Annotated in this window: 21 protein-coding genes and 3 tRNA genes; 3 read left to right on the top strand and 21 right to left on the bottom strand. The window is 45.2% G+C overall.

Translation table 11 applies throughout. The annotated features are described in order from the left end of the window. The 9 genes from APB76_RS22635 to fkpA form a co-directional block, all read right to left on the bottom strand. A partial coding sequence (locus tag APB76_RS22635) for a GTP-binding protein (RefSeq protein ID WP_237767908.1) occupies positions 1-172 on the bottom strand: 172 nt, incomplete at its 3' end. A 149-nt stretch (positions 173-321) separates the two neighbouring features. Beyond that, positions 322-2,424 carry an elongation factor G gene (gene fusA, locus APB76_RS14300; RefSeq protein WP_049842742.1) on the bottom strand — a complete coding sequence of 701 codons (2,103 nt, stop codon included), beginning with the start codon at positions 2,422-2,424 and terminating at the stop codon, positions 322-324. A gap of 155 nt (positions 2,425-2,579) precedes the next feature. Beyond that, positions 2,580-3,050, bottom strand: coding sequence for a 30S ribosomal protein S7 (gene rpsG / locus APB76_RS14295; RefSeq protein ID WP_004415829.1), 471 nt, complete (start codon positions 3,048-3,050; stop codon positions 2,580-2,582). Positions 3,051-3,147: 97 nt separating this feature from the next. Beyond that, positions 3,148-3,522, bottom strand: coding sequence for a 30S ribosomal protein S12 (rpsL, locus tag APB76_RS14290; RefSeq protein WP_004399892.1), 375 nt, complete (start codon positions 3,520-3,522; stop codon positions 3,148-3,150). A 188-nt stretch (positions 3,523-3,710) separates the two neighbouring features. Next, complete coding sequence (tusB, locus tag APB76_RS14285; RefSeq protein ID WP_049842743.1) at positions 3,711-3,986, bottom strand: sulfurtransferase complex subunit TusB; 276 nt, start codon at positions 3,984-3,986, stop codon at positions 3,711-3,713. Between the two features lie 7 nt (positions 3,987-3,993). After that, on the bottom strand, positions 3,994-4,350 hold the full coding sequence (tusC, locus tag APB76_RS14280) for a sulfurtransferase complex subunit TusC (protein ID WP_054963599.1): 357 nt from the start codon (positions 4,348-4,350) through the stop codon (positions 3,994-3,996). After that, positions 4,347-4,742, bottom strand: coding sequence for a sulfurtransferase complex subunit TusD (gene tusD / locus APB76_RS14275; RefSeq protein ID WP_054963598.1), 396 nt, complete (start codon positions 4,740-4,742; stop codon positions 4,347-4,349). Before tusD ends, tusC begins: the two co-directional genes overlap by 4 nt. Beyond that, positions 4,739-5,461 (bottom strand): helix-turn-helix transcriptional regulator, encoded by a 723-nt coding sequence (locus tag APB76_RS14270; RefSeq protein ID WP_004743174.1) that lies wholly within the window; start codon positions 5,459-5,461, stop codon positions 4,739-4,741. Before APB76_RS14270 ends, tusD begins: the two co-directional genes overlap by 4 nt. Positions 5,462-5,647: 186 nt before the next feature. After that, positions 5,648-6,439, bottom strand: coding sequence for an FKBP-type peptidyl-prolyl cis-trans isomerase (gene fkpA, locus APB76_RS14265; RefSeq protein WP_049842746.1), 792 nt, complete (start codon positions 6,437-6,439; stop codon positions 5,648-5,650). Between the two features lie 130 nt (positions 6,440-6,569). Here fkpA and APB76_RS14260 point away from each other — a divergent pair, with 130 nt between their 5' ends. Both APB76_RS14260 and APB76_RS14255 read left to right on the top strand, forming a co-directional pair. Beyond that, on the top strand, positions 6,570-7,550 hold the full coding sequence (locus tag APB76_RS14260) for a WD40 repeat domain-containing protein (protein WP_054963597.1): 981 nt from the start codon (positions 6,570-6,572) through the stop codon (positions 7,548-7,550). A gap of 19 nt (positions 7,551-7,569) precedes the next feature. Further along, positions 7,570-7,797 (top strand): SlyX family protein, encoded by a 228-nt coding sequence (locus APB76_RS14255; RefSeq protein ID WP_054963596.1) that lies wholly within the window; start codon positions 7,570-7,572, stop codon positions 7,795-7,797. A gap of 3 nt (positions 7,798-7,800) precedes the next feature. Here APB76_RS14255 and APB76_RS14250 read toward each other — a convergent pair whose 3' ends face one another. The 9 genes from APB76_RS14250 to tsaE form a co-directional block, all read right to left on the bottom strand. Further along, positions 7,801-7,986 (bottom strand): DUF2065 domain-containing protein, encoded by a 186-nt coding sequence (locus tag APB76_RS14250; RefSeq protein ID WP_049842749.1) that lies wholly within the window; start codon positions 7,984-7,986, stop codon positions 7,801-7,803. 61 nt (positions 7,987-8,047) lie between these two features. Further along, the gene (gene hflC / locus APB76_RS14245; RefSeq protein WP_054963595.1) at positions 8,048-9,025 is read right to left on the bottom strand and encodes a protease modulator HflC; all 978 of its coding nucleotides are present in this window, start codon (positions 9,023-9,025) and stop codon (positions 8,048-8,050) included. Between the two features lie 2 nt (positions 9,026-9,027). Beyond that, positions 9,028-10,215 carry an FtsH protease activity modulator HflK gene (gene hflK / locus APB76_RS14240; RefSeq protein ID WP_049842751.1) on the bottom strand — a complete coding sequence of 396 codons (1,188 nt, stop codon included), beginning with the start codon at positions 10,213-10,215 and terminating at the stop codon, positions 9,028-9,030. A gap of 45 nt (positions 10,216-10,260) precedes the next feature. Beyond that, positions 10,261-11,550 (bottom strand): ribosome rescue GTPase HflX, encoded by a 1,290-nt coding sequence (hflX, locus tag APB76_RS14235; RefSeq protein WP_054963594.1) that lies wholly within the window; start codon positions 11,548-11,550, stop codon positions 10,261-10,263. Positions 11,551-11,590: 40 nt separating this feature from the next. Beyond that, positions 11,591-11,854, bottom strand: a complete 264-nt coding sequence (hfq, locus tag APB76_RS14230; RefSeq protein ID WP_049842753.1) for an RNA chaperone Hfq — start codon at positions 11,852-11,854, stop codon at positions 11,591-11,593. Between the two features lie 190 nt (positions 11,855-12,044). Then, complete coding sequence (miaA, locus tag APB76_RS14225) at positions 12,045-12,995, bottom strand: tRNA (adenosine(37)-N6)-dimethylallyltransferase MiaA (RefSeq protein ID WP_054963593.1); 951 nt, start codon at positions 12,993-12,995, stop codon at positions 12,045-12,047. Beyond that, entirely contained in the window at positions 12,992-14,956 is a 1,965-nt protein-coding gene (gene mutL / locus APB76_RS14220) for a DNA mismatch repair endonuclease MutL (RefSeq protein WP_054963592.1), read from the bottom strand. Before mutL ends, miaA begins: the two co-directional genes overlap by 4 nt. Before the next feature lie 14 nt (positions 14,957-14,970). Then, on the bottom strand, positions 14,971-16,695 hold the full coding sequence (locus APB76_RS14215) for a LysM peptidoglycan-binding domain-containing protein (RefSeq protein ID WP_049842756.1): 1,725 nt from the start codon (positions 16,693-16,695) through the stop codon (positions 14,971-14,973). Next, the gene (gene tsaE, locus APB76_RS14210; protein WP_049842757.1) at positions 16,689-17,153 is read right to left on the bottom strand and encodes a tRNA (adenosine(37)-N6)-threonylcarbamoyltransferase complex ATPase subunit type 1 TsaE; all 465 of its coding nucleotides are present in this window, start codon (positions 17,151-17,153) and stop codon (positions 16,689-16,691) included. Before tsaE ends, APB76_RS14215 begins: the two co-directional genes overlap by 7 nt. Before the next feature lie 198 nt (positions 17,154-17,351). Here tsaE and queG point away from each other — a divergent pair, with 198 nt between their 5' ends. Beyond that, positions 17,352-18,464, top strand: coding sequence for a tRNA epoxyqueuosine(34) reductase QueG (gene queG, locus APB76_RS14205; RefSeq protein WP_054963591.1), 1,113 nt, complete (start codon positions 17,352-17,354; stop codon positions 18,462-18,464). Between the two features lie 550 nt (positions 18,465-19,014). Here queG and APB76_RS14200 read toward each other — a convergent pair. The 3 genes from APB76_RS14200 to APB76_RS22970 form a co-directional block, all read right to left on the bottom strand. Continuing rightward, a tRNA-Gly gene (locus APB76_RS14200) sits at positions 19,015-19,090 on the bottom strand. 18 nt (positions 19,091-19,108) lie between these two features. Continuing rightward, positions 19,109-19,185: transfer RNA gene (locus tag APB76_RS14195), tRNA-Met, on the bottom strand. A gap of 42 nt (positions 19,186-19,227) precedes the next feature. Beyond that, positions 19,228-19,319, bottom strand: a tRNA-Gly gene (locus tag APB76_RS22970). Between the last annotated feature and the right edge of the window lie 105 nt (positions 19,320-19,424).

Here is a 19,424-nt window from a genome sequence, read left to right as displayed (position 1 = left end):
TACGCTCTTCTGGAGCGTTATCGATAGATGCGAAGTCTTTCGCTTCACCGCCGTACACCTTTGAAAGAGTAGTACAGATTGCAGCAGTTAGAGTTGTTTTACCGTGGTCAACGTGGCCGATAGTACCAACGTTAACGTGCGGTTTAGTACGTTCAAATTTTTCTTTAGACACGATCGTGTTCCTTCCTAGTTATGATTCGCCACGATCCGAATTGATCGAGACGCGCCAGAATTTGCTATTTTATGCGCCAACGCATGTCAGCGCAATATTTGGACGCATTGATCTTTAAAAAAAGCTAGACTTTTTTTAGTTCAATGCGTTTATACGTAACCACGGTCCGCCATGATTTTATCTGCAAAGTTTTTCGGTACTTCAGCGTACTCGTTAAACTCCATAGAGTATGACGCACGGCCTTGAGTTGCAGAACGAAGGTCAGTTGCGTAACCAAACATCTCAGATAGTGGTACTTGAGCGCGGATGATCTTAATACCAGCCACACCATCGTCCATACCTTCGATCATACCGCGACGGCGGTTAAGGTCACCAACAACATCACCCATCCAATCTTCAGGAGTGGTTACTTCAACATTCATCATTGGCTCAAGAAGAACAGGTTGTGCTTCTAATGAACCCTTCTTGAATGCCATCGAGCCAGCGATCTTAAACGCCATCTCGTTAGAGTCAACATCGTGGTAAGAACCGTCAAACAGCGTTGCTTTAATGTCTAGCACTGGGTAACCCGCTAGCACACCGCTATTCATTTGCTCTTCGATACCTTTCGCTACCGAACTGATGTATTCCTTAGGAACAACACCACCCACAATTTCGTCAACAAAGACAAAACCTTCGCCAGGTTCAGATGGCTCCAGTTTGATCCATACGTGACCATACTGACCACGACCACCAGATTGACGTACAAATTTACCTTCAACTTCCGCGTTGCCACGGATGGTTTCACGGTACGCAACCTGAGGTTTACCCACATTACAGTCAACGCTGAATTCACGTTTCATACGGTCAACGATGATATCTAGGTGAAGCTCACCCATACCAGAGATCAGTGTCTGACCTGTTTCGTCGTCCGTTTCTACGCGGAATGATGGGTCTTCTGCCGCTAGTTTACCTAGTGCAATACCCATCTTCTCTTGATCGGCAACAGAGCGAGGCTCTACCGCGATCTGAATTACCGGATCAGGGAACTCCATGCGCTCCAGAATAACCTTATGGTTCTGGTCACATAGCGTGTCACCTGTTGTCACGTCTTTAAGGCCGATTGCTGCTGCAATATCGCCCGCGCGAACTTCTTTAATTTCGTCACGCTTGTTTGAGTGCATCTGTACGATACGACCAAAGCGTTCTTTCTTCTGCTTCACAGAGTTGTAGACTGCGTCACCAGAGTTCACCACACCAGAGTAAACACGCATAAAGGTCAGCGTACCTACGAATGGGTCAGTAGCAATTTTGAATGCTAATGCTGAGAACGGTTCGTTGTCATCTGCATGACGCTCAACTTCTTTCTCGTTGTCATCCACACCTTTAATCGCTGGAACGTCGATTGGTGATGGCAAGAATTCAACTACTGCATCGAGTACCGCTTGAACACCTTTGTTCTTGAACGCACTACCACAAGTAGCCAGTACGATTTCGTTATTTAGTGTGCGTGTACGCAGTGCTTGCTTGAGTTCAGCTTCTGTTAGTTCGCCTTCTTCAAGATACTTGTCCATTAGCTCTTCGCTAGCTTCTGCCGCTGACTCAACTAGGTTGTTGTGCCACTCTTCAGCAAGCTCAAGCATGTCCGCTGGAATCTCTTCGTAACTGAAGGTTGTACCTTGGTCCGCTTCATTCCAGTTGATCATCTTCATCTTGATTAGATCAATAACACCTTTGAACTCATCTTCCGCACCAACGTTAAGTTGAATTGGAACTGGGTTAGCACCAAGGCGGTTTTTGATTTGATCAACAACGCGAAGGAAGTCAGCACCTGCACGGTCCATCTTGTTAACAAATACCATGCGTGGAACGTGGTATTTATCCGCTTGACGCCATACAGTTTCAGATTGAGGTTCAACACCCGATGAACCACAGAACACAACAACGGCACCATCAAGCACGCGCAGTGAGCGCTCTACTTCGATAGTAAAATCTACGTGTCCAGGAGTATCGATGATGTTGATGCGGTGGTCTTGGAATTGTGCATCCATACCACGCCAGAAAGTGGTAGTTGCAGCAGAGGTGATTGTGATACCACGCTCTTGCTCCTGCTCCATCCAGTCCATGGTAGCAGCACCGTCGTGGACTTCACCGATTTTATGAGAAAGACCAGTGTAGAACAGAATACGTTCACTTGTGGTTGTTTTACCTGCGTCTACGTGAGCGACGATACCAATATTACGGTAGCGCTCGATAGGTGTTTTACGAGCCACGATTGAATCCTCTTGAATTAGGGACTATTGCTATCTCTATTGCTTTCTTGTCTGCTTTAGGCACTTTTTGCTTGCCCTAGATATAGCAATAGTTCCTAGGCTTGCGCATAGGAACTAGAGTAGCGCCGCGGAGGTTACCGCGGCACTGAAAGGTATTACCAACGGTAATGTGCGAACGCTTTGTTTGCGTCAGCCATGCGGTGAACGTCTTCACGTTTCTTAACCGCAGTACCTTTGTTCTCAGACGCGTCTAGCATTTCAGCAGCTAGGCGTTGAGCCATAGATTTTTCACCACGCTTGCGCGCAGCTTCAACCAACCAACGCATAGCAAGTGCGTTACGGCGAACCGGACGTACTTCTACAGGTACTTGGTAAGTTGAACCACCTACACGGCGAGATTTAACTTCTACCGCTGGGCGAACATTTTCAAGAGCTTCTTCAAATACAGCTAAGTGATCTTTACCAGATTTCTCAGCCATTGCATCTAGTGCAGTGTAAACAATTTTCTCTGCAGTAGATTTCTTACCGTCAACCATTAGGATGTTAACGAATTTTGCCAGCAGTTCAGATTTGAACTTTGGATCTGGAAGGATCTTACGCTGACCGATGACGCGACGACGTGGCATGGATTTTCTCCGTTGTCTTCTTCAGGTTATCCAAAACTTTTCAGTTTCTTCAAAAATTAAAAATAATTTAGTGTTTGGCCTTACTTAACGGATTCCATTAAGATTTTGGACGCTTAACACCGTACTTAGAACGACCTTGCTTACGGTCGTTAACGCCAGCACAGTCTAGTGCGCCGCGAACTGTGTGGTAACGTACACCCGGAAGGTCTTTTACACGACCGCCACGGATTAGAACAACTGAGTGCTCTTGAAGGTTGTGACCTTCACCACCGATGTACGAAGTCACTTCGAAGCCGTTCGTTAGACGAACACGACATACTTTACGAAGTGCTGAGTTAGGTTTTTTAGGTGTAGTAGTGTAAACACGAGTACACACACCACGTTTTTGTGGACACGCTTCTAGTGCAGGCACGTTGCTTTTAACAACTTGCTTTGCACGAGGCTTACGTACCAACTGGTTAATAGTTGCCATTAACTAGCTCCTGATTTACTTGAAAGTAAGCTTTGTGAAAAATCTATCCCTAACTGCCAGTGGCACTTAGGGACGCAAAATTCTATTCAGAGGTGAGAGGTGTGTCAAGAAATATACAGATCTTTTTTGCTCAATTCTGGCGAAAAAAGTGTAAAAGCAAAACGACACTGGATAATGTAAAAACTTCACTATTCCCAAGTAACGCAATTTGGCTGTTCGATGGTCAATTCAACAAAGCCGTCAAAGTCGACTTGACGAACTGAAGAACTGACACGATTTGCGATACCGCGAGCCTCAACATCGGCCGCCAGAACCGATGTATTTAACCCTTTTACACTCGGAAAAGCGTGGTGGAGTGGATTTGCTGCGTAAACGGCTTGTTCCACCAGCAACACTTTATCTGATTCAGTCGCCACTCGACTTACATCTTCAAGCGCTTGAACCGTTTTAACGATATGTAACATAGAACACCTAGAAGGTAAGAACTTTATCGGCTCGATGTAATTGAGCGCTTAAATCTAACGGCGTGAGTATCTGCCCTTTGAGTACCAAATCTGCCTGTGCTAAACCACGTTCAGACAGTGATGCCTCACACACATACACCTGCTCGATATCATAAAGGTCAAACAATTTGAGCATGAGGGAATAGTCTTTACTGAGGATGTCCGCGGTTTGTTGACCATGTAACAGTTGATAGACTCCATCGCCCATAAACACGACGCTAATGTCTTCACAGTAGGCTGAAGCAGCAAGCAAAGCATCAACACCTTCACGACCAGAGGCACTGCTGTGTGGTGCGCTACGAAATAAGTAGGTTAATTGACTCAAAATTGCACCACTCGATCTTGAACTAACATAGCCTCTGCAAGACTGCCAAGCCCAGCTTGATGAAACCCTTCAGCCAGATTACATTGCGCCAAGCCATGCTGGTTTGCCTCATCCTGGCTCACGATACCTCTACGTAGAGCAGCGGCTACGCACGTTTCTAAGCGTACATTGTGCTCGTTGGCGAGTGTTTGCCATGCTCTCACTAAATCGAACTCATCGTTGGCTGGCACAGTTAAATCACTGCCGTTAGTCACACCATCTTGATAGAAAAACACACTCACGAGTGAATGCCCTTTCGTAATCACAGCTTTAGCGAACTTATAAGCACTTTTCGCTGACTGACTGCCGTACACAGGACCATTTACCACCAATGTGTAAGTCAAAGTGCTCACTTTTCATCGTCCTCAGTTTTACGCTGACGAATGTAAAGATAGACAGTGTGCTTCGAGATATTAAGGCGATCTGCGACACGGTTAATCGCGTCTTTAATATCAAAGATACCTTTATCGTATAGCTCCATAACGATCTGGCGATTCTTAGTATTATTTGACACAGACTTATCAGCATTGATTTCTTCAATCGTACGCTCAACCGTTTGGTCAACAAGTTCTTCTACATCACTGGCAAAGTTTACTGATGAAGCGGCTTGTTTTGCCTCTTCTGTCGGCATGAAAGATTGTAATACCTGAGAGAAAGGCGCATCAAGGTTGACGTTAACACACAACAAGCCGATCACTCGGTTCTCACCATTACGGATTGCCACCGTAATTGACTTCATCAACACACCGCCTTTCGCGCGAGTGAAGTAAGAGCGAGAGAAATTACGTTCTGAACCTTCAATATCGCGCAGCATTTTCAGAGCTAAGTCTGTGATAGGTGAACCTACTTGACGACCGGTATTTTCACCGTTGGCGATTTTGATTGCCGAAGTGTTAAGATCTTCTAATGAGTGTAAAACGATTTCACAAAACGGGCCAATCAGGCTCGCAATACCGTCAACGACCGCTTCATAAGATCTGAGAATGATTTTGTCATGCTCACTAAATGGCATCACATTAACAGATTCCATTTCGAGCAACATATCCGTGTTTACTGTTTCTGTAGTTGTCACTTCTTTAAGCCTTAGCGCGAAAAATCAACAAATTGGTGTAAGTTTATCAGAAATTTTGATAAGCACACCTAGCTAACCCACTATCTAGTGATTTAGGACAAAAAATTGATGACTAGCCAAGCCCATTTTCAGTAACAAAAAAGGCCTGGTAGAAACCAGGCCTTTCGTTCAATCAATGACTAGCGTTTATTGAACCGCTTCTTCACCGTTGTCGATTTTTAACAGCTCAACTTCAAACACAAGCGTCGAGTTAGCCGGAATCGTTGGCGTATCTTGCTCGCCGTAAGCTAACTCTGGCGGAATGACAAACTTAAACTTAGAACCTACAGGCATTAGCTGAACACCTTCAGTCCAACCCGGAATCACACGATTAAGTGGGAAAGTCGCAGGCTCACCACGATCGTATGAGCTATCAAATTGAGTGCCATCGATCAAAGTACCTTTGTAGTGCACTTGAACCGTATCCGTGTCTTTTGGTTGCTCACCTTCAGCTGCTGTCACTACTTGGTAAAGTAAACCTGTGTCTGTTTTCTTAACGCCTTCTTGCTTTTCAAACTCAGCACGGAAGTCAGCACCTTCTTTCTTCGCTGCCGCCGCTTTTTCTACAGCTTGCTTTTGCATTGTTTCTGCAACGCGCTTATCTAGCCCTTCAAGCGCCGCACGGGTTTCTTCTTCGTTTAGCTCAGGGTTACCCGCGAACACATGCTCGATACCTTTAAGAACAAGATCTTTATTTAGTGTGATACCAATTTCGTTTGGCTTATCTAGACTAGTGCTTAAGTAGTTAGCAAAAGACACACCAATCGCGTACGCCGCTTTATCATCCTCTGTGGCAAAAGAAACCGTCTTAGCTGTTTCTGCTGCTTGCACTTGCTCTGCCGCTGGTGCTGTTTCTGCTTTTGGTTCTTCTTCTTTTTGACAGCCAACAGCGAGTGCAACAGTTGCAGCAAGCAGTGACACTTTAAAAATCGATTTCATTTAACTCTCCAATTGAGACTTTTGTCTTTGTGCACAAATCTTTAAGAAACACTGGTACACATTTGAATGTTGTACCAATATAACCAATATGCGTCTTAATTAAACGTAAACAAGCGGATATTTGGACTTAATGCGTATAATTTTTAACTCAATAATCATCACGATTGTCATTACAGCGTTAAATGGGTGTTTTTTCTCCGCCCAAGACAGCCAGCGATGGACTATCGAACCCAAAGGCACCACCAGCTTTGCATTAAGCCGTGACGCTCGTTTCGCCCTTCTTTACTCTAAAGAACATCAACTGGTTTTGTGGGACCTCGATGAAGGTCAAGAACTCGCCTCTTTAGGTGCGCAAGATCCCCAAGCCAGTACTGTTTCTCGTATTCGAATATCAGATAATGGTCGCTTTGCCGTAACCGCGACCCAAATCAACTTCGCAGTTTGGGATTTAGCCTGGACTCAAGCCGAAGGGCTGTGGTCAATTTCAGATGGCTTAATCCGCGATGTTGATATTGCCAGCAATGGTGACCAAGTACTACTTGGTCTATCCAATGGCAAAGCAATCTACGTCAACTTAGTCACCGGACGTCGTCTAGAGTTCCTTGCCCACAACGAAAAAGTGAATTCTGTTGCTCTATCACCCAATGGCCGTTTCGCACTTTCAGGTGGCAATGACTATAAAGCACATCTATGGGATACCCGCACCGGGCAGATACTCAAAACCTTTGAGCATGAGCAACGTATTAACCGTGTTGCTTTGCAGCGTGATGGCAAATTCGCTTTTACGTCTGATGGAGGCAATCAAGCCATTGTTTGGGATCTCACCACGGGTAAAGAACTGTCAAAGCTACGCAGTTTTTCTCGCCAATTGATTTTTTCAACCGCGCGCTTTTCTGATGATGGCAACTACCTTGTGACGGGTACACCTTCTAGTCGAATCATGATTTGGGACACTCACACTGGTAAACGGGTCGATGGCTTTGAAGCCGAACCGCTAAAAGATACTCGCCCTCCACGTGCAGTGGTGTATGATGCAGCCTTTGATAGCCAAAACCGAGTGATCTCGGGGACATCGGCTGGTATCGCCCAAGCTTGGGATGTGGACTATTAACAGTAAAGATCAGTGAGCCATGACAGAAAACCGAGTTGAACAGTTAGAAAGCCGCATAAATGACTTAGAGTGTCAGTTGGCTTTCCAAGAACAGACCATTGAACAATTAAATGATGCCTTGAGTCAGCAGCAATTACTGATCTCGAAGATGCAGGATCAGATGAAGTACGTGGTGGGTAAGGTCAAAAACATGGATAGCCCTAGTATGACCGATCCTGCCAATGAGCCACCACCGCCTCACTACTAAGCATTAGCCAAAGATATAAGCAATGACAGCACCTGCGACCACCAAGCAGCCTCCAATGCGGCGCAACTGATTGTCAGGCTGTCTACTAAGCTCTGCCACCATATTGCGCCAACCATTCGGGGCAATCAAAGGCCCTAGGCCTTCAACAATGAGTACTAGGCCGAGTGCTAGCCACAAAGAATTCGACATATATTCCCTACTATAAAAAATAAAGGCTCCATTCAGGAGCCTTTATATTATCAGTGTTTGTTTACTTCGCCTTTGCGCCAGAAGCTTGATTCATGTATTGGAAGAAATCACTCTTTGGATCCAATACTAGGATATCACTCTTGTCGCTAAATGATTTCTCATACGCTTTCAGAGAACGCATAAAGCTGAAGAATTCAGGATCCTTGTTGTAAGCATCTGAGTAGATTTTCGCCGATGTTGCATCCGCTTCACCGCGTGTTACACGGGCAGTCTTATCTGCTTCTGCTAAAACGGTAGCAACTTCTAGCTCAGCTTGTGCACGAATCACTTCTGCACGCTCACGACCTTGAGAACGGTGTTTACGAGCAACTGATTCACGCTCAGCTCTCATACGGCGGTAGATAGACTCACTGATTTCATCAGGTAGGTTGATTTTCTTCATCCGGAAATCAACAATTTCTACACCCAAATCCTTCAATGCGCTACCAGTTGTACCGTTCAGAACGTTCTCCATAATTTGGTCACGTTCACCGTCGATCTCCAACGCTTCTTTCGCCGCTTCAGTGGTCACTTCTTCACTATCAGCACTTTCTGGCAGTACATCTTTGTTACGTGGACCTGAAACAATTTGCTTGATTTCGCGAGCACCAATCTCAGAACGAAGCACGTCTGTTACTTTACGTTCAAGTAGTGCTTCTGCTGTCAGCGTGTTACCGCCACCTGTGGTTAGGTAGTAGCGACCGAAATCTGCAATACGCCATTTTACATAGGTATCGATGATAACGTCTTTTTTCTCAGACGTTACGAAACGGTCAGAGCGTCCATCCATAGTTTGAATTTTCGCATCCAAGGTTTTCACACTGTCAAACAATGGCATCTTAAAGTGTAAACCCGGTTCGTAAATCTTAGATACACCGTTATCATCTAGAACACGGCCAAATCGAATTACTAAACCACGTTCACCTTCTTTGATTACAAACACAGACATCAACAATAGAACGGCTGCAAGAACCAAAACAGGGATCATTAACTTACGCATTCTTAATATCTCCCTTGACGTGAACCAGTTGAACGAGATTGCGAGTCTGAAGTTGACTCATTGCTCTTAGTCTCTAGCTCAATTTGATCGTAAGCAGAAGATGACTTCGTGCTACGTTTAGTTTGAGTTTTGCCTTCACCAGCTAACTTATCGATAGGTAAGTAAAGCAAGTTACCGCTAGATTCAGAGTCAATCAGAACCTTAGAAGTGTTGCTGTAGACCTCTTCCATAGTATCTAAGTACAGGCGGTTACGAGTTACTTCAGGAGCCGCTTGGTACTCTGGAAGTAGCTTCTCAAACTGAGCCACTTGACCAAGTGCTTCGTTGGTTACGCGCTCTGAGTAACCCAATGCTTCTTTCTTCAAACGCTCAGCACGACCTGTTGCTTTAGGAAGAATATCGTTGCGGTAAGCTTCAGCTTCACGTTCAAAACGCTCTTCATCTTCTCGCGCTGCGATAGCATCATCGAATGCGTCTTTAACTTGCTCTGGCGGACGTGCCGACTGGAAGTTAACGTCGACAATCACAACACCCATATCGTAGCTGTCAATAATTTCATTCAACGTCTCTTGTGTGCTTTGACGAATTTGTTGACGACCACTGGTCAGGATACTATCCATGAGTGAGTCACCGACTACAGCACGCAATGCAGAGTCTGTTGCTTGGCGTAAGCTGTCGTCTGCGTTTGTTACGCGGAATAGATACTTGTATGGGTCAGCGACACGGTACTGTACATCCATTGCCACTGTGACTACGTTTTCATCTTTGGTCAGCATTAGACCAGATGAACGCAACGAACGAATTGCCTGAACATTAACGGCTTCGTACTCGTCAATAAAACGAGGACGCCAGTTAAGACCAGGATCGACGATGCGATCGTACTTACCGAGACGTAGCACAACACCACGCTCTGCTTCACCAATAGTGTAAAAGCCAGCGAAGAACCAAATTGCTACCGCGATTGCTGCAATGACACCAAAACCTAGTGCACCACCGCCACCGATAGACGATCCTTTACCGCCTTTGCCACCAAACTTTCCACCCAGTTTCTGACTCAGTTTATTAAACACTTCGTCTAAGTCTGGCGGCCCTTGATCACGGCCACCTTTGTTACCACGATTGTTATTACCCCAAGGGTCATTATCGCGGCCATTGTTGCCGTTGTTATTACCAGGCTCATTCCACGCCATTAGAAAGCTCCATCATTTGATATGACGTTATACTGTAGCAGTCATTTAAGTAACTATAAAGTCACGTAAAACTGCCCCTTCTCTTTTTTCAAGTCTAGACCAATCCACTTGTTGCATGCGAACATTAATCAACAAGTTACCTTCCTGGTCATATTCTTCTCGTTGAATACATTTCATCTGGAAGAATGTACTACGAATTCGCCCCTGATGTTGTGGCGGAATTCGCAATTGATGCTGAACCATTTGACTAGCAAGACGTTCTGTCAATGCTTCAAATAAAAGCTCAATACCAATGCCTTCCATTGCCGAAACCCAAACAGCACGAGGAACCCCTTCCTCATCCCGTTCTATACGAGGCTTCTGATCTTCTAGATTATCAATCTTGTTCATGACAACTAGAGAAGGCACCTCATGGGCATCGATTTCTTCTAGTACTTCATGAACAGCTTGAATATTCTCACGAAAACGGTCGTCACTGGCATCGACAACATGTAACAAAATGTCAGCTTCTTGAGTTTCTTGCAGTGTTGCTTTAAATGCGGCAACGAGATCATGCGGAAGATGACGAATAAACCCGACCGTATCAGCTAGAATTGCCGGACCAACGTCCGCTAGCTCAATTTTACGTAGAGTCGGGTCTAGCGTAGCAAACAACTGGTCTGCCGCGTACACACCCGCTTCGGTAATACGGTTAAATAGGGTCGACTTACCTGCGTTAGTATAACCAACTAAGGAAACAGTCGGAATCTCCGCTCGATTTCTAGCTCGGCGACCTTGTTCACGCTGTTTAGCGACTTTCTCTAAACGGCGTAATATCGCTTTAATACGATCACGCAATAGACGTCGGTCAGTTTCTAACTGAGTTTCACCTGGGCCACGTAAACCGATACCACCTTTCTGTCTTTCAAGGTGAGTCCAGCCGCGGATCAATCGGGTCGAGATATGACGAAGCTGAGCAAGCTCAACTTGTAACTTACCTTCATGAGTTCGGGCGCGTTGAGCAAAGATGTCGAGGATCAAACCTGTACGGTCTAACACACGGCACTTACACAACGTTTCGAGGTTACGTTCTTGGGCAGGAGAGAGGGCATGATTGAAGATCACAATATCTGCACCATTCAATTGCACTGCTTGGGCAATTTCTTGGGCCTTACCCTCTCCGACATAGTACTTAGGGTGTGGAGACTGGCGACTTCCAGTTACGACTTGTAACGCAGAAACGCCAGCTGAAGAGACCAACATCTCGAATTCGTTGAGATCTTCCCACTCCCCTTCTTGCGTGAAGTTGATATGAACAAGTACGGCTCGCTCACCGGCTTCATAACGGTCAAACAAGCAATCAACTCCTTACAAAAAAATAGGGTAATTAAGAGAATTAATCTTCTGATTTCTCTTGCTGACGTTCACCTTGTGGACGTTCACCGCTGTGGTGGCTCACTGGACGAGCAGGAACTACCGTAGAAATAGCGTGCTTGTACACCATTTGGTTTACTGTATTTTTCAGCAAGATCACAAACTGATCAAATGATTCGATCTGACCTTGCAGTTTAATTCCGTTTACAAGGTAGATAGATACTGGAATACGTTCACGACGTAATGCATTTAAGAATGGGTCTTGTAGAGATTGCCCCTTAGCCATTTTTATTTTCCTTATTTTGTAATTTTGTTTTAGTTATTTAGCTAGTGGTGCGCTGCATTAAAACGATGCGGCCTTTGCTCTGAGCTAAACGAATAAAATAACACCCTGTCGTTACCTGTTATGACGACTTTAAAACGAAATTTCAAGTAACCGATCCTTTACAGGGCACATTCACGCAAAAGCGATCACATTATACACAGCTAAAACCGTCAGATGCTATGGCATTTGAAACAGTTTCTAGCGCGTGTTCAATGTTTTCGCTATCTAACCAAGTTAAATCATCCCAACTGCGTAACCAGGTGATTTGTCGCTTGGCCAATTGACGGGTTGCACAGACGCCTTTAAAAATAGCTTCATCTAAAGTGCAGTTACCATCCAAATAGTCCCACATCTGCCTATAACCCACGCAACGAATCGATGGAAGATCTGGATGAAGATCATCACGGGCATATAACGCACGCATTTCATCTTCAAAGCCAGCCTCGATCATCTTCTCATAACGAAGTTCAATTCGGCGATGGAGCTCTGCCCTTTCCTTGGGAGCTATTGCAAACTGTTTAACTCTATACGGCAGGCTCTCGCCCTTAGTTTGAGTTAACTCAGTAAGAGTTTTACCTGAAATTCGATAAACTTCCAATGCCCTAGATAATCTTTGTGGATCATTAGGATGGATTCGCTCTGCTGAAACAGGATCAACTTGTTTCAATTGGTCGTGTAATTTATCCCAACCTAGAGTCAATGCTTCTTGCTCTATTTGTTGGCGAATTTCAGCATTCGCTGCTGGAAGTGGTGATAACCCTTCCAATAACGCTTTGTAGTAAAGCATGGTGCCACCAACCAGTAGCGGAATCTTACCTTGCTCAACAATCTTATTCATTTCATTCAGCGCGTCACGACGGAAATCAGCCGCTGAGTAAGCTTGGCTAGGATCCAAAATATCGATCAATCGATGCGGCGCTTGCGCTTGTTCTTGTGCATCTGGCTTTGCGGTACCTATATCCATGCCTTTATAGATCAACGCTGAATCAACAGAGATGATCTCAACAGGAAATTTCTTACGCAAACGAATCGCAAGATCCGTTTTTCCTGATGCGGTTGGCCCCATTAAAAACAGAGCTAAAGGTAATTCTTTGTTGTTCATAATTCTAACGCTGCAATCGTTGCAGAAAAATCTACGGGCCTTACAAAGGCCTGGTCACTGAGCGGAAGTCTTCCCTGCCATAGTTGCTCTACATCCGCAATTATCTGAATAGCTTCCGACAAAGTGTAGTCACTTTTTACCTGAGTAATATGATCACTCAGCCATTTTGCCAACTGGGTATGTGACAATGGCAGTGAAGCTGCTTGACACGAAAGCGCGTAAGATAGCAGATCTGGCACCAGTTGTTGTAAGTTTTGTTGCCTTAATGGTTGGGGGACTCCCATCACCATCAACGCCTTATTACCACGTGTTTTAAGCTCAATACCAAAAGCATCCAGAGTTGGCTGAAGAGCATCGGCAACCTCAAGTAAGCTTTCATCCAACTTTACCGACAGCGGTACTAATAGAGGTTGGCTTTTTAAGCTCCCCTCACGAGTCAATAACTGACCATTGACCCTCAGCCACTCAGCTTTAGCAAGGTTGACCAAACGCGTTCCTTGCTTGTCAGCCATCACAAGATATCGACCTTGTACCAAGTTGATCGCTTTTCCTAACGATTCGACAACCGGTGTTTCAACTTGTTCATTTGAAATTGTCGTAGAGACTGAACTAATGTCTTTTTCAGTTACAGCGATATCAGGAGTCTGTAATAACTCCTGATAGGCTTTGACTTCTTGCGCACTTGGTGCTGGCTCACTATAGCGCTCAGCAATCCTTGGTTTGTTTAGCGGGCGAGATTCTTGCCACTCATTCTTGGGCTGAGCTTCTCGCACACTGTCATGACTTTCTGCATAGTCTGCTTTTCCAGGATACGAAGGTATCGACTCAATAGCGCAATACTCTTGCTGAGAAGCAAGACTGACAACTTCACGGGGTGTAGAGGTCAGCCCAGGCTCATCAATTGGCTTTACCTGCTCATCACTATGAAATGCCGATGCGGTTTGCTGTGGTTTATCAATATGGGCACTCTGAGCCAATGCATCACTCAGCGCTTGATAAATAAAATCGTGGACTAGACGAGCTTGGTGGAAACGAACCTCATGCTTGGCAGGATGCACATTCACATCCACTTGATGTGGGTCGAGCTCGATAAATAACACGTAAGTTGCAAATTGGTCAGGACGCAGGCTAGTTTCGTAACTCTGACGAATTGCATGATTGATCAATTTATCACGCATCATACGTCCATTGACGTAACAATATTGCAGATCACTTTGTTGACGCGCCCCTTCTGGCGTTGTGATCCAGCCGTGCAGTTTAAGCCCTTGGTGCTCTAGCTCAATTTTAAGCATATTACGTACAAACGCATTACCACAAACTGCGGCTATGCGCTTTTCAGCCTGCGGCTCAGTTTTCGCGGCGCGATATTGCTTAATAAGCTTGCCGTTGTGTCTTAGGTTAATAGTGACGTCGAAGCGGCTCAACGCAATCCGTTTCAAAAGTTCGTCAATATGGGCAAATTCCGTTTTCTCAGTACGGAGAAACTTGCGCCTAGCTGGGGTATTAAAAAATAGATCCAACACTTCAACCGTGGTGCCAATTGGGTGTGCAGCAGGCTGGAGCTTTACCTGCATGTCACGACCTTCACTATACGCAGACCACGCTTGCTCTTGTGTTGCTGGTCGGGAGGTCATTGTCAAACGAGCAACCGAACTGATACTCGCCAAGGCTTCACCACGAAAGCCCAAGCTGATGATCGCTTCAAGATCATCTAAGGTATGAATCTTTGACGTTGCATGTCGGCTTAGTGCTAGAGCAAGCTCATCTTTAGCAATCCCTTTACCATTATCGCGCACACGAATCAGCTTAGCGCCACCCTTGTCGATATCAATATCGATTCGTGTCGCGCCCGAGTCTAAACTGTTTTCCACCAGCTCTTTGACTACAGAAGCGGGTCTTTCTACTACTTCGCCCGCCGCGATTTGGTTGGCAAGGCGCGCAGGAAGGATCTTAATCGTCACGTCTGGCACTCACTTTAGTTGTGGGGAATGATCAACACCTGACCAACCGCCAACTGATCAGAACGCAAGTTATTGGCTTTGCGAATGTTGTCCACTCTCACCTGATACTTGCTGGCAATTTTGCCCAAGAACTCACCACGCTTAACTGTGTGCTTACGCAGTGGTTGATCTTTCATACTCACAGTAATCTTCAATTTCTGCCCAAGCTTTAGTGTATCGGACTTGAGCTTATTTTCTTTCTTAATCGCCGCAACCGAAACTTTGTACTTCTCTGCGAGCTTTCCTAGATACTCGCCACGCTGTACTACGTGAGTCAGAGTCTTAGTTTCGACTGGATTCTTAATTTGTGGCACCGAGATAGACTTACTTGAGCCCGGAATCGTCAGGATCTGACCAATGGCTAAGCTGGTACTCTTGAGCTTGTTGGTCTGCATAATCGCTTTCGTCGACGTGCCATACTTACTGGCTATCAACGACAGCGACTCACCGCGTGCCACTTTGTGCTTGATGGTTTTACCGCGATTGGAGAACAAAGTCCCTTCAGGTGGATTCGCCTCAAAATACTGAACTATCGCCTTCGTTAACGAACGAGCTAGTTTGTCTTGGTGACTGCGTTGGAATAGCAGCCTCTCTTCCGTTGGGTTGGTAATAAAGCCCGTCTCAACCAATACTGATGGAATGTCCGGCGATTTCAATACCGCCAAGCTGGCATTAACAGGATCTTTCTTGTGCAATTTAATCCCAGCTCTGGTCATTTCACGCAGTATCTTCGTCGCCAGCTTATAGCCCTCTTTTTGTGAGTGGCTAAACTGGAGATCAAGTAGAGTCTGACTAACGTTTCTATCGCTATTATTCTTGGACAGCACTTCGCCTGCACCACCAAGCAACTGAGATTGTTCCTCGTGATTTTCTACCCAGCGAGCAATTTCCGAGTTAGCTCGACGGGTGTTCAATACAAATACTGAGCCACCACGCGGTTGAGGTGTGTGGAATCCATCAGCATGAATCGATACAAGTAAATGAGCTTTATTACGACGAGCAATCTCAGAGCGTTTGTTTAAGTTAACAAAGTAGTCACCTCCGCGAGTCAATACCGCCTTCATACCGGGCACAGCGTTGATTTGAGCGACGATTTTCTTGGAGACAGCTAAGGTTGCATGTTTTTCATATTTCTTACTCGGACCAATCGAGCCAGGGTCTTCGCCTCCGTGACCCGGATCGATAGCCACAACAATATCTGCCGTACCAGCCAATTGAGAGGCATCGCGACTGACAGTCGTTGAACTGGTCGACTTAGCTGGAGTTGAAGTAACTTTCTTCTGGCTGCCATGAGGCATATCGATCACTAGACGGTGGCCGTACTGACCACCAGGAGTCGGTGCAAGCTTAAATAGCTGAGGAGCTACTTTACGCTTGAGTTCAAACACCAAGCGGTAAGTTCCTTTGCTTGGCGGTGAACTTTTGCGGATTTTTTTCAACACAGGGCTGTCAGTGACATTGATTGGTAACTTAGTACTGACAGAGGTCTTCTTTAGATCCACCACTAAGCGCTCTGGGCTAGAGAGCGTAAAGTAACTGTAGTCAGCTTCTGATGAAAGATCGATAACGACTCGAGTCTCATCAGGTGATGGCCATACACGAATCCCTTCTAACGCATTTGCAAATGCAAATCTAGGCGTAAAAGTAAGAGCAAGAAGAAATGGAAAGAAAACAGCTCTTATAAAAGTACTCTTCAACATAACTCCAACTGTTCTAATAATTGACATCCATACTGATTATTTGCTGTCAGTACGACAACACGTGCCTCTCCGTCGTAGCGAAGATCAATATCCAGATCCGCTTCAGGTAGCAAACCTTGCCCTTTTTCAGGCCACTCCACCAGACAGATAGCATCTGAGGTAAAGTAATCACGAATTCCCATAAACTCGAGTTCTTCAGGATCCGCTAAACGGTAAAGATCAAAATGATAAACCTGCCACTGATCAAGCTGATAAGGTTCAACTAGAGTGTAAGTTGGGCTTTTTACATTGCCTGCATGACCGAGCGCGCGTACAAAACCACGACTAAACGTCGTTTTACCTGCACCCAAATCACCATGTAAGTAGATGGTGGTCTGTTGAGAGCACAAGTGCGCTAATGCTGTCCCTAATTGAATCGTTGCTTGTTCATCGCTAAGGGCAAATTGTTTGGTGGTCATGAAGATCAATCTCTACGCTGTGACTATATAAAAAACAAAAGAACACGAATAGTAAACTGGGTTGGAATTGAGAGACAAGAGATCTTGTGTAAGTAAAACGAAAAATCGGCGATTTGTTGCCATTTTCCGCTGTTCCTTGGCTAGATCCCACATATAAGATCCGTTAAGATCCCGCTCCCTTTACCCGGATCAATCAGCATGAACTACCAAGAGCTAACAGACAAGATTAAAATTTGGGGCCAAGAACTTGGCTTTCAAAAAGTTGGCATCTGCGATGTAGACCTGTCTGAGCATGAAGCAGAGTTACAGAAGTGGCTTGATGCTGGTTACCACGGGGAAATGGACTGGATGGCACGTCACGGCATGATGCGAGCACGTCCCGCAGAACTGCTACCGGGAACCTTACGTGTCATTAGTGTGCGTATGAACTACCTGCCACCTCAAGCACAGTTTGCTGCCAATCTATCCGATCCTACTCAAGCCTATATAAGTCGCTACTCTCTTGGGCGTGATTATCACAAATTAGTCCGCAACCAGCTTAAAAAGCTCGGGCAAAAAATAGAACAAGAAATTGGCAATTTTGGTTATCGACCTTTTGTCGACTCCGCGCCAATACTAGAAAGGCCTTTAGCGCAAAAGTCAGGACTCGGTTGGACAGGAAAACATTCGCTTATCCTCGATAAAGAGTGTGGTTCATGGTTCTTTCTTGGTGAACTGCTGATCGATCTTCCTCTTCCAGTCGACAAACCAAGCGTTGAAGAGTGCGGCAAATGCAAAGCCTGTATCACCTCTTGCCCAACACAGGCGATCGTCGCAGATGGCATTGTAGATGCGAGACGCTGCATTTCTTACCTAACCATTGAATTTGAGGGTGTTATCCCTGAAGATTTTCGCAAAGCAATGGGCAATAGAATCTATGGCTGTGATGATTGCCAGCTAGTCTGCCCGTGGAATCGCTTTTCCGATTTAACCGATCAGCAAGACTTTCATCGTAGAGAAGCATTGACCAATGCAAATCTCGTTGAGCTTTTTAAATGGGATGAGGCGACTTTCTTAAAAAATATGGAAGGTTCGGCTATTCGCCGTATTGGACATTTGCAGTGGCTAAGGAACCTATCTGTTGCCATGGGGAATGCACCATATTCCATCGACATAATCGAAGCGCTAGAAAGTCGCGTAGGTCTTAGTGACACCTTAGATGTACATATTCGATGGGCTCAAGAACAACAACAAACACAAATTCCCGCTCAATCTACTAAGCTAAATAGATTGATTAGAATCGTCGAGAAAGGCTTACCACGAGATGCATAATGCTTGCCGGACCAAGCCATTCATAGTTTGACCTAGATCCAAAAACCAAAATGTGGAAAAAAGAAAGGATGATTACTCATTTTCTTACAGATGGGGAAGTTAATCACAATGTTCAGAAATGACCAGGATCAAAAAACAGTGACTTAATGATCGTAAATAGTCACTTGGTCAAGCATTGGAATAACCAAAAAATCAATAGATAACAATCAGTTACAGTGAAACTCAACTTACGTAAGAAAGTTTCAAAAACAAAAAGATCGTTTTAGTCAAACGTTATACATGGATAAAAATCAGGTTACCCACCAAGTTATCCACACTTTAACTTCTGTGGATAAGTCTGTTGACTAATGTACAAAGCCCTAGCTCACACAGTGTTTGCTATTGATTCTGACTTACCAGATCTCGTGCTGAGATTTAATATTGAGACATAAAAATGCCCACCTAAAAATTAGGAGGACTTCTTACTAATTTGGGGTTTATGCTTCGCAGCATTAGATAAAGAGCGGTGACCGTAAGGTCTATTCAAATGACATGTCATTTGAAGGAGATTTGGAGCGACACACGAGGTTCGAACTCGTGACCTCAACCTTGGCAAGGTTGCGCTCTACCAACTGAGCTAGTGTCGCATTTTCTCAAAAGAGAATTGGTTGCGGGGGCCGGATTTGAACCGACGACCTTCGGGTTATGAGCCCGACGAGCTACCAAGCTGCTCCACCCCGCGTCCGCATTGTGTCACCGTTAGGTACGATGAAGACCTTAAAATTGGAGCGACACACAAGGTTCCCTATTCATAAACAGAAAGGCGTGACCTCAACCTTGGCAAGGTTGTGCTCAATCTAACTGAGCTAGTGTCGCAATCTTCACCGTTAAGTACGATGACAACTTTACTTTCCACTTAAAAAAAGTGGAGCGACACACGAGGTTCGAACTCGTGACCTCAACCTTGGCAAGGTTGCGCTC

Source organism: Vibrio bivalvicida, assembly GCF_001399455.2.
Classification (GTDB): Bacteria; Pseudomonadota; Gammaproteobacteria; order Enterobacterales; family Vibrionaceae; genus Vibrio; species Vibrio bivalvicida.
The sequence above is the reverse complement of the archived record's forward strand: the minus strand, read 5'-3'. Positions and strand labels throughout refer to the sequence as shown.

Bases quoted from the DNA above. Each gene is read 5' to 3' on its own strand.
- queG (WP_054963591.1), top strand. From the start codon at position 17,352: ATGAACTACCAAGAGCTAACAGACAAGATTAAAATTTGGGGCCAAGAA.
- hfq (WP_049842753.1), bottom strand. From the start codon at position 11,854: ATGGCTAAGGGGCAATCTCTACAAGACCCATTCTTAAATGCATTACGT.
- APB76_RS14250 (WP_049842749.1), bottom strand. From the start codon at position 7,986: ATGTCGAATTCTTTGTGGCTAGCACTCGGCCTAGTACTCATTGTTGAA.
- rpsL (WP_004399892.1), bottom strand. From the start codon at position 3,522: ATGGCAACTATTAACCAGTTGGTACGTAAGCCTCGTGCAAAGCAAGTT.
- APB76_RS14260 (WP_054963597.1), top strand. From the start codon at position 6,570: ATGCGTATAATTTTTAACTCAATAATCATCACGATTGTCATTACAGCG.
- hflC (WP_054963595.1), bottom strand. From the start codon at position 9,025: ATGCGTAAGTTAATGATCCCTGTTTTGGTTCTTGCAGCCGTTCTATTG.
- miaA (WP_054963593.1), bottom strand. From the start codon at position 12,995: ATGAACAACAAAGAATTACCTTTAGCTCTGTTTTTAATGGGGCCAACC.
- fkpA (WP_049842746.1), bottom strand. From the start codon at position 6,439: ATGAAATCGATTTTTAAAGTGTCACTGCTTGCTGCAACTGTTGCACTC.
- tusB (WP_049842743.1), bottom strand. From the start codon at position 3,986: ATGTTACATATCGTTAAAACGGTTCAAGCGCTTGAAGATGTAAGTCGA.
- tsaE (WP_049842757.1), bottom strand. From the start codon at position 17,153: ATGACCACCAAACAATTTGCCCTTAGCGATGAACAAGCAACGATTCAA.
- rpsG (WP_004415829.1), bottom strand. From the start codon at position 3,050: ATGCCACGTCGTCGCGTCATCGGTCAGCGTAAGATCCTTCCAGATCCA.
- hflK (WP_049842751.1), bottom strand. From the start codon at position 10,215: ATGGCGTGGAATGAGCCTGGTAATAACAACGGCAACAATGGCCGCGAT.
- APB76_RS14255 (WP_054963596.1), top strand. From the start codon at position 7,570: ATGACAGAAAACCGAGTTGAACAGTTAGAAAGCCGCATAAATGACTTA.
- APB76_RS14215 (WP_049842756.1), bottom strand. From the start codon at position 16,695: ATGTTGAAGAGTACTTTTATAAGAGCTGTTTTCTTTCCATTTCTTCTT.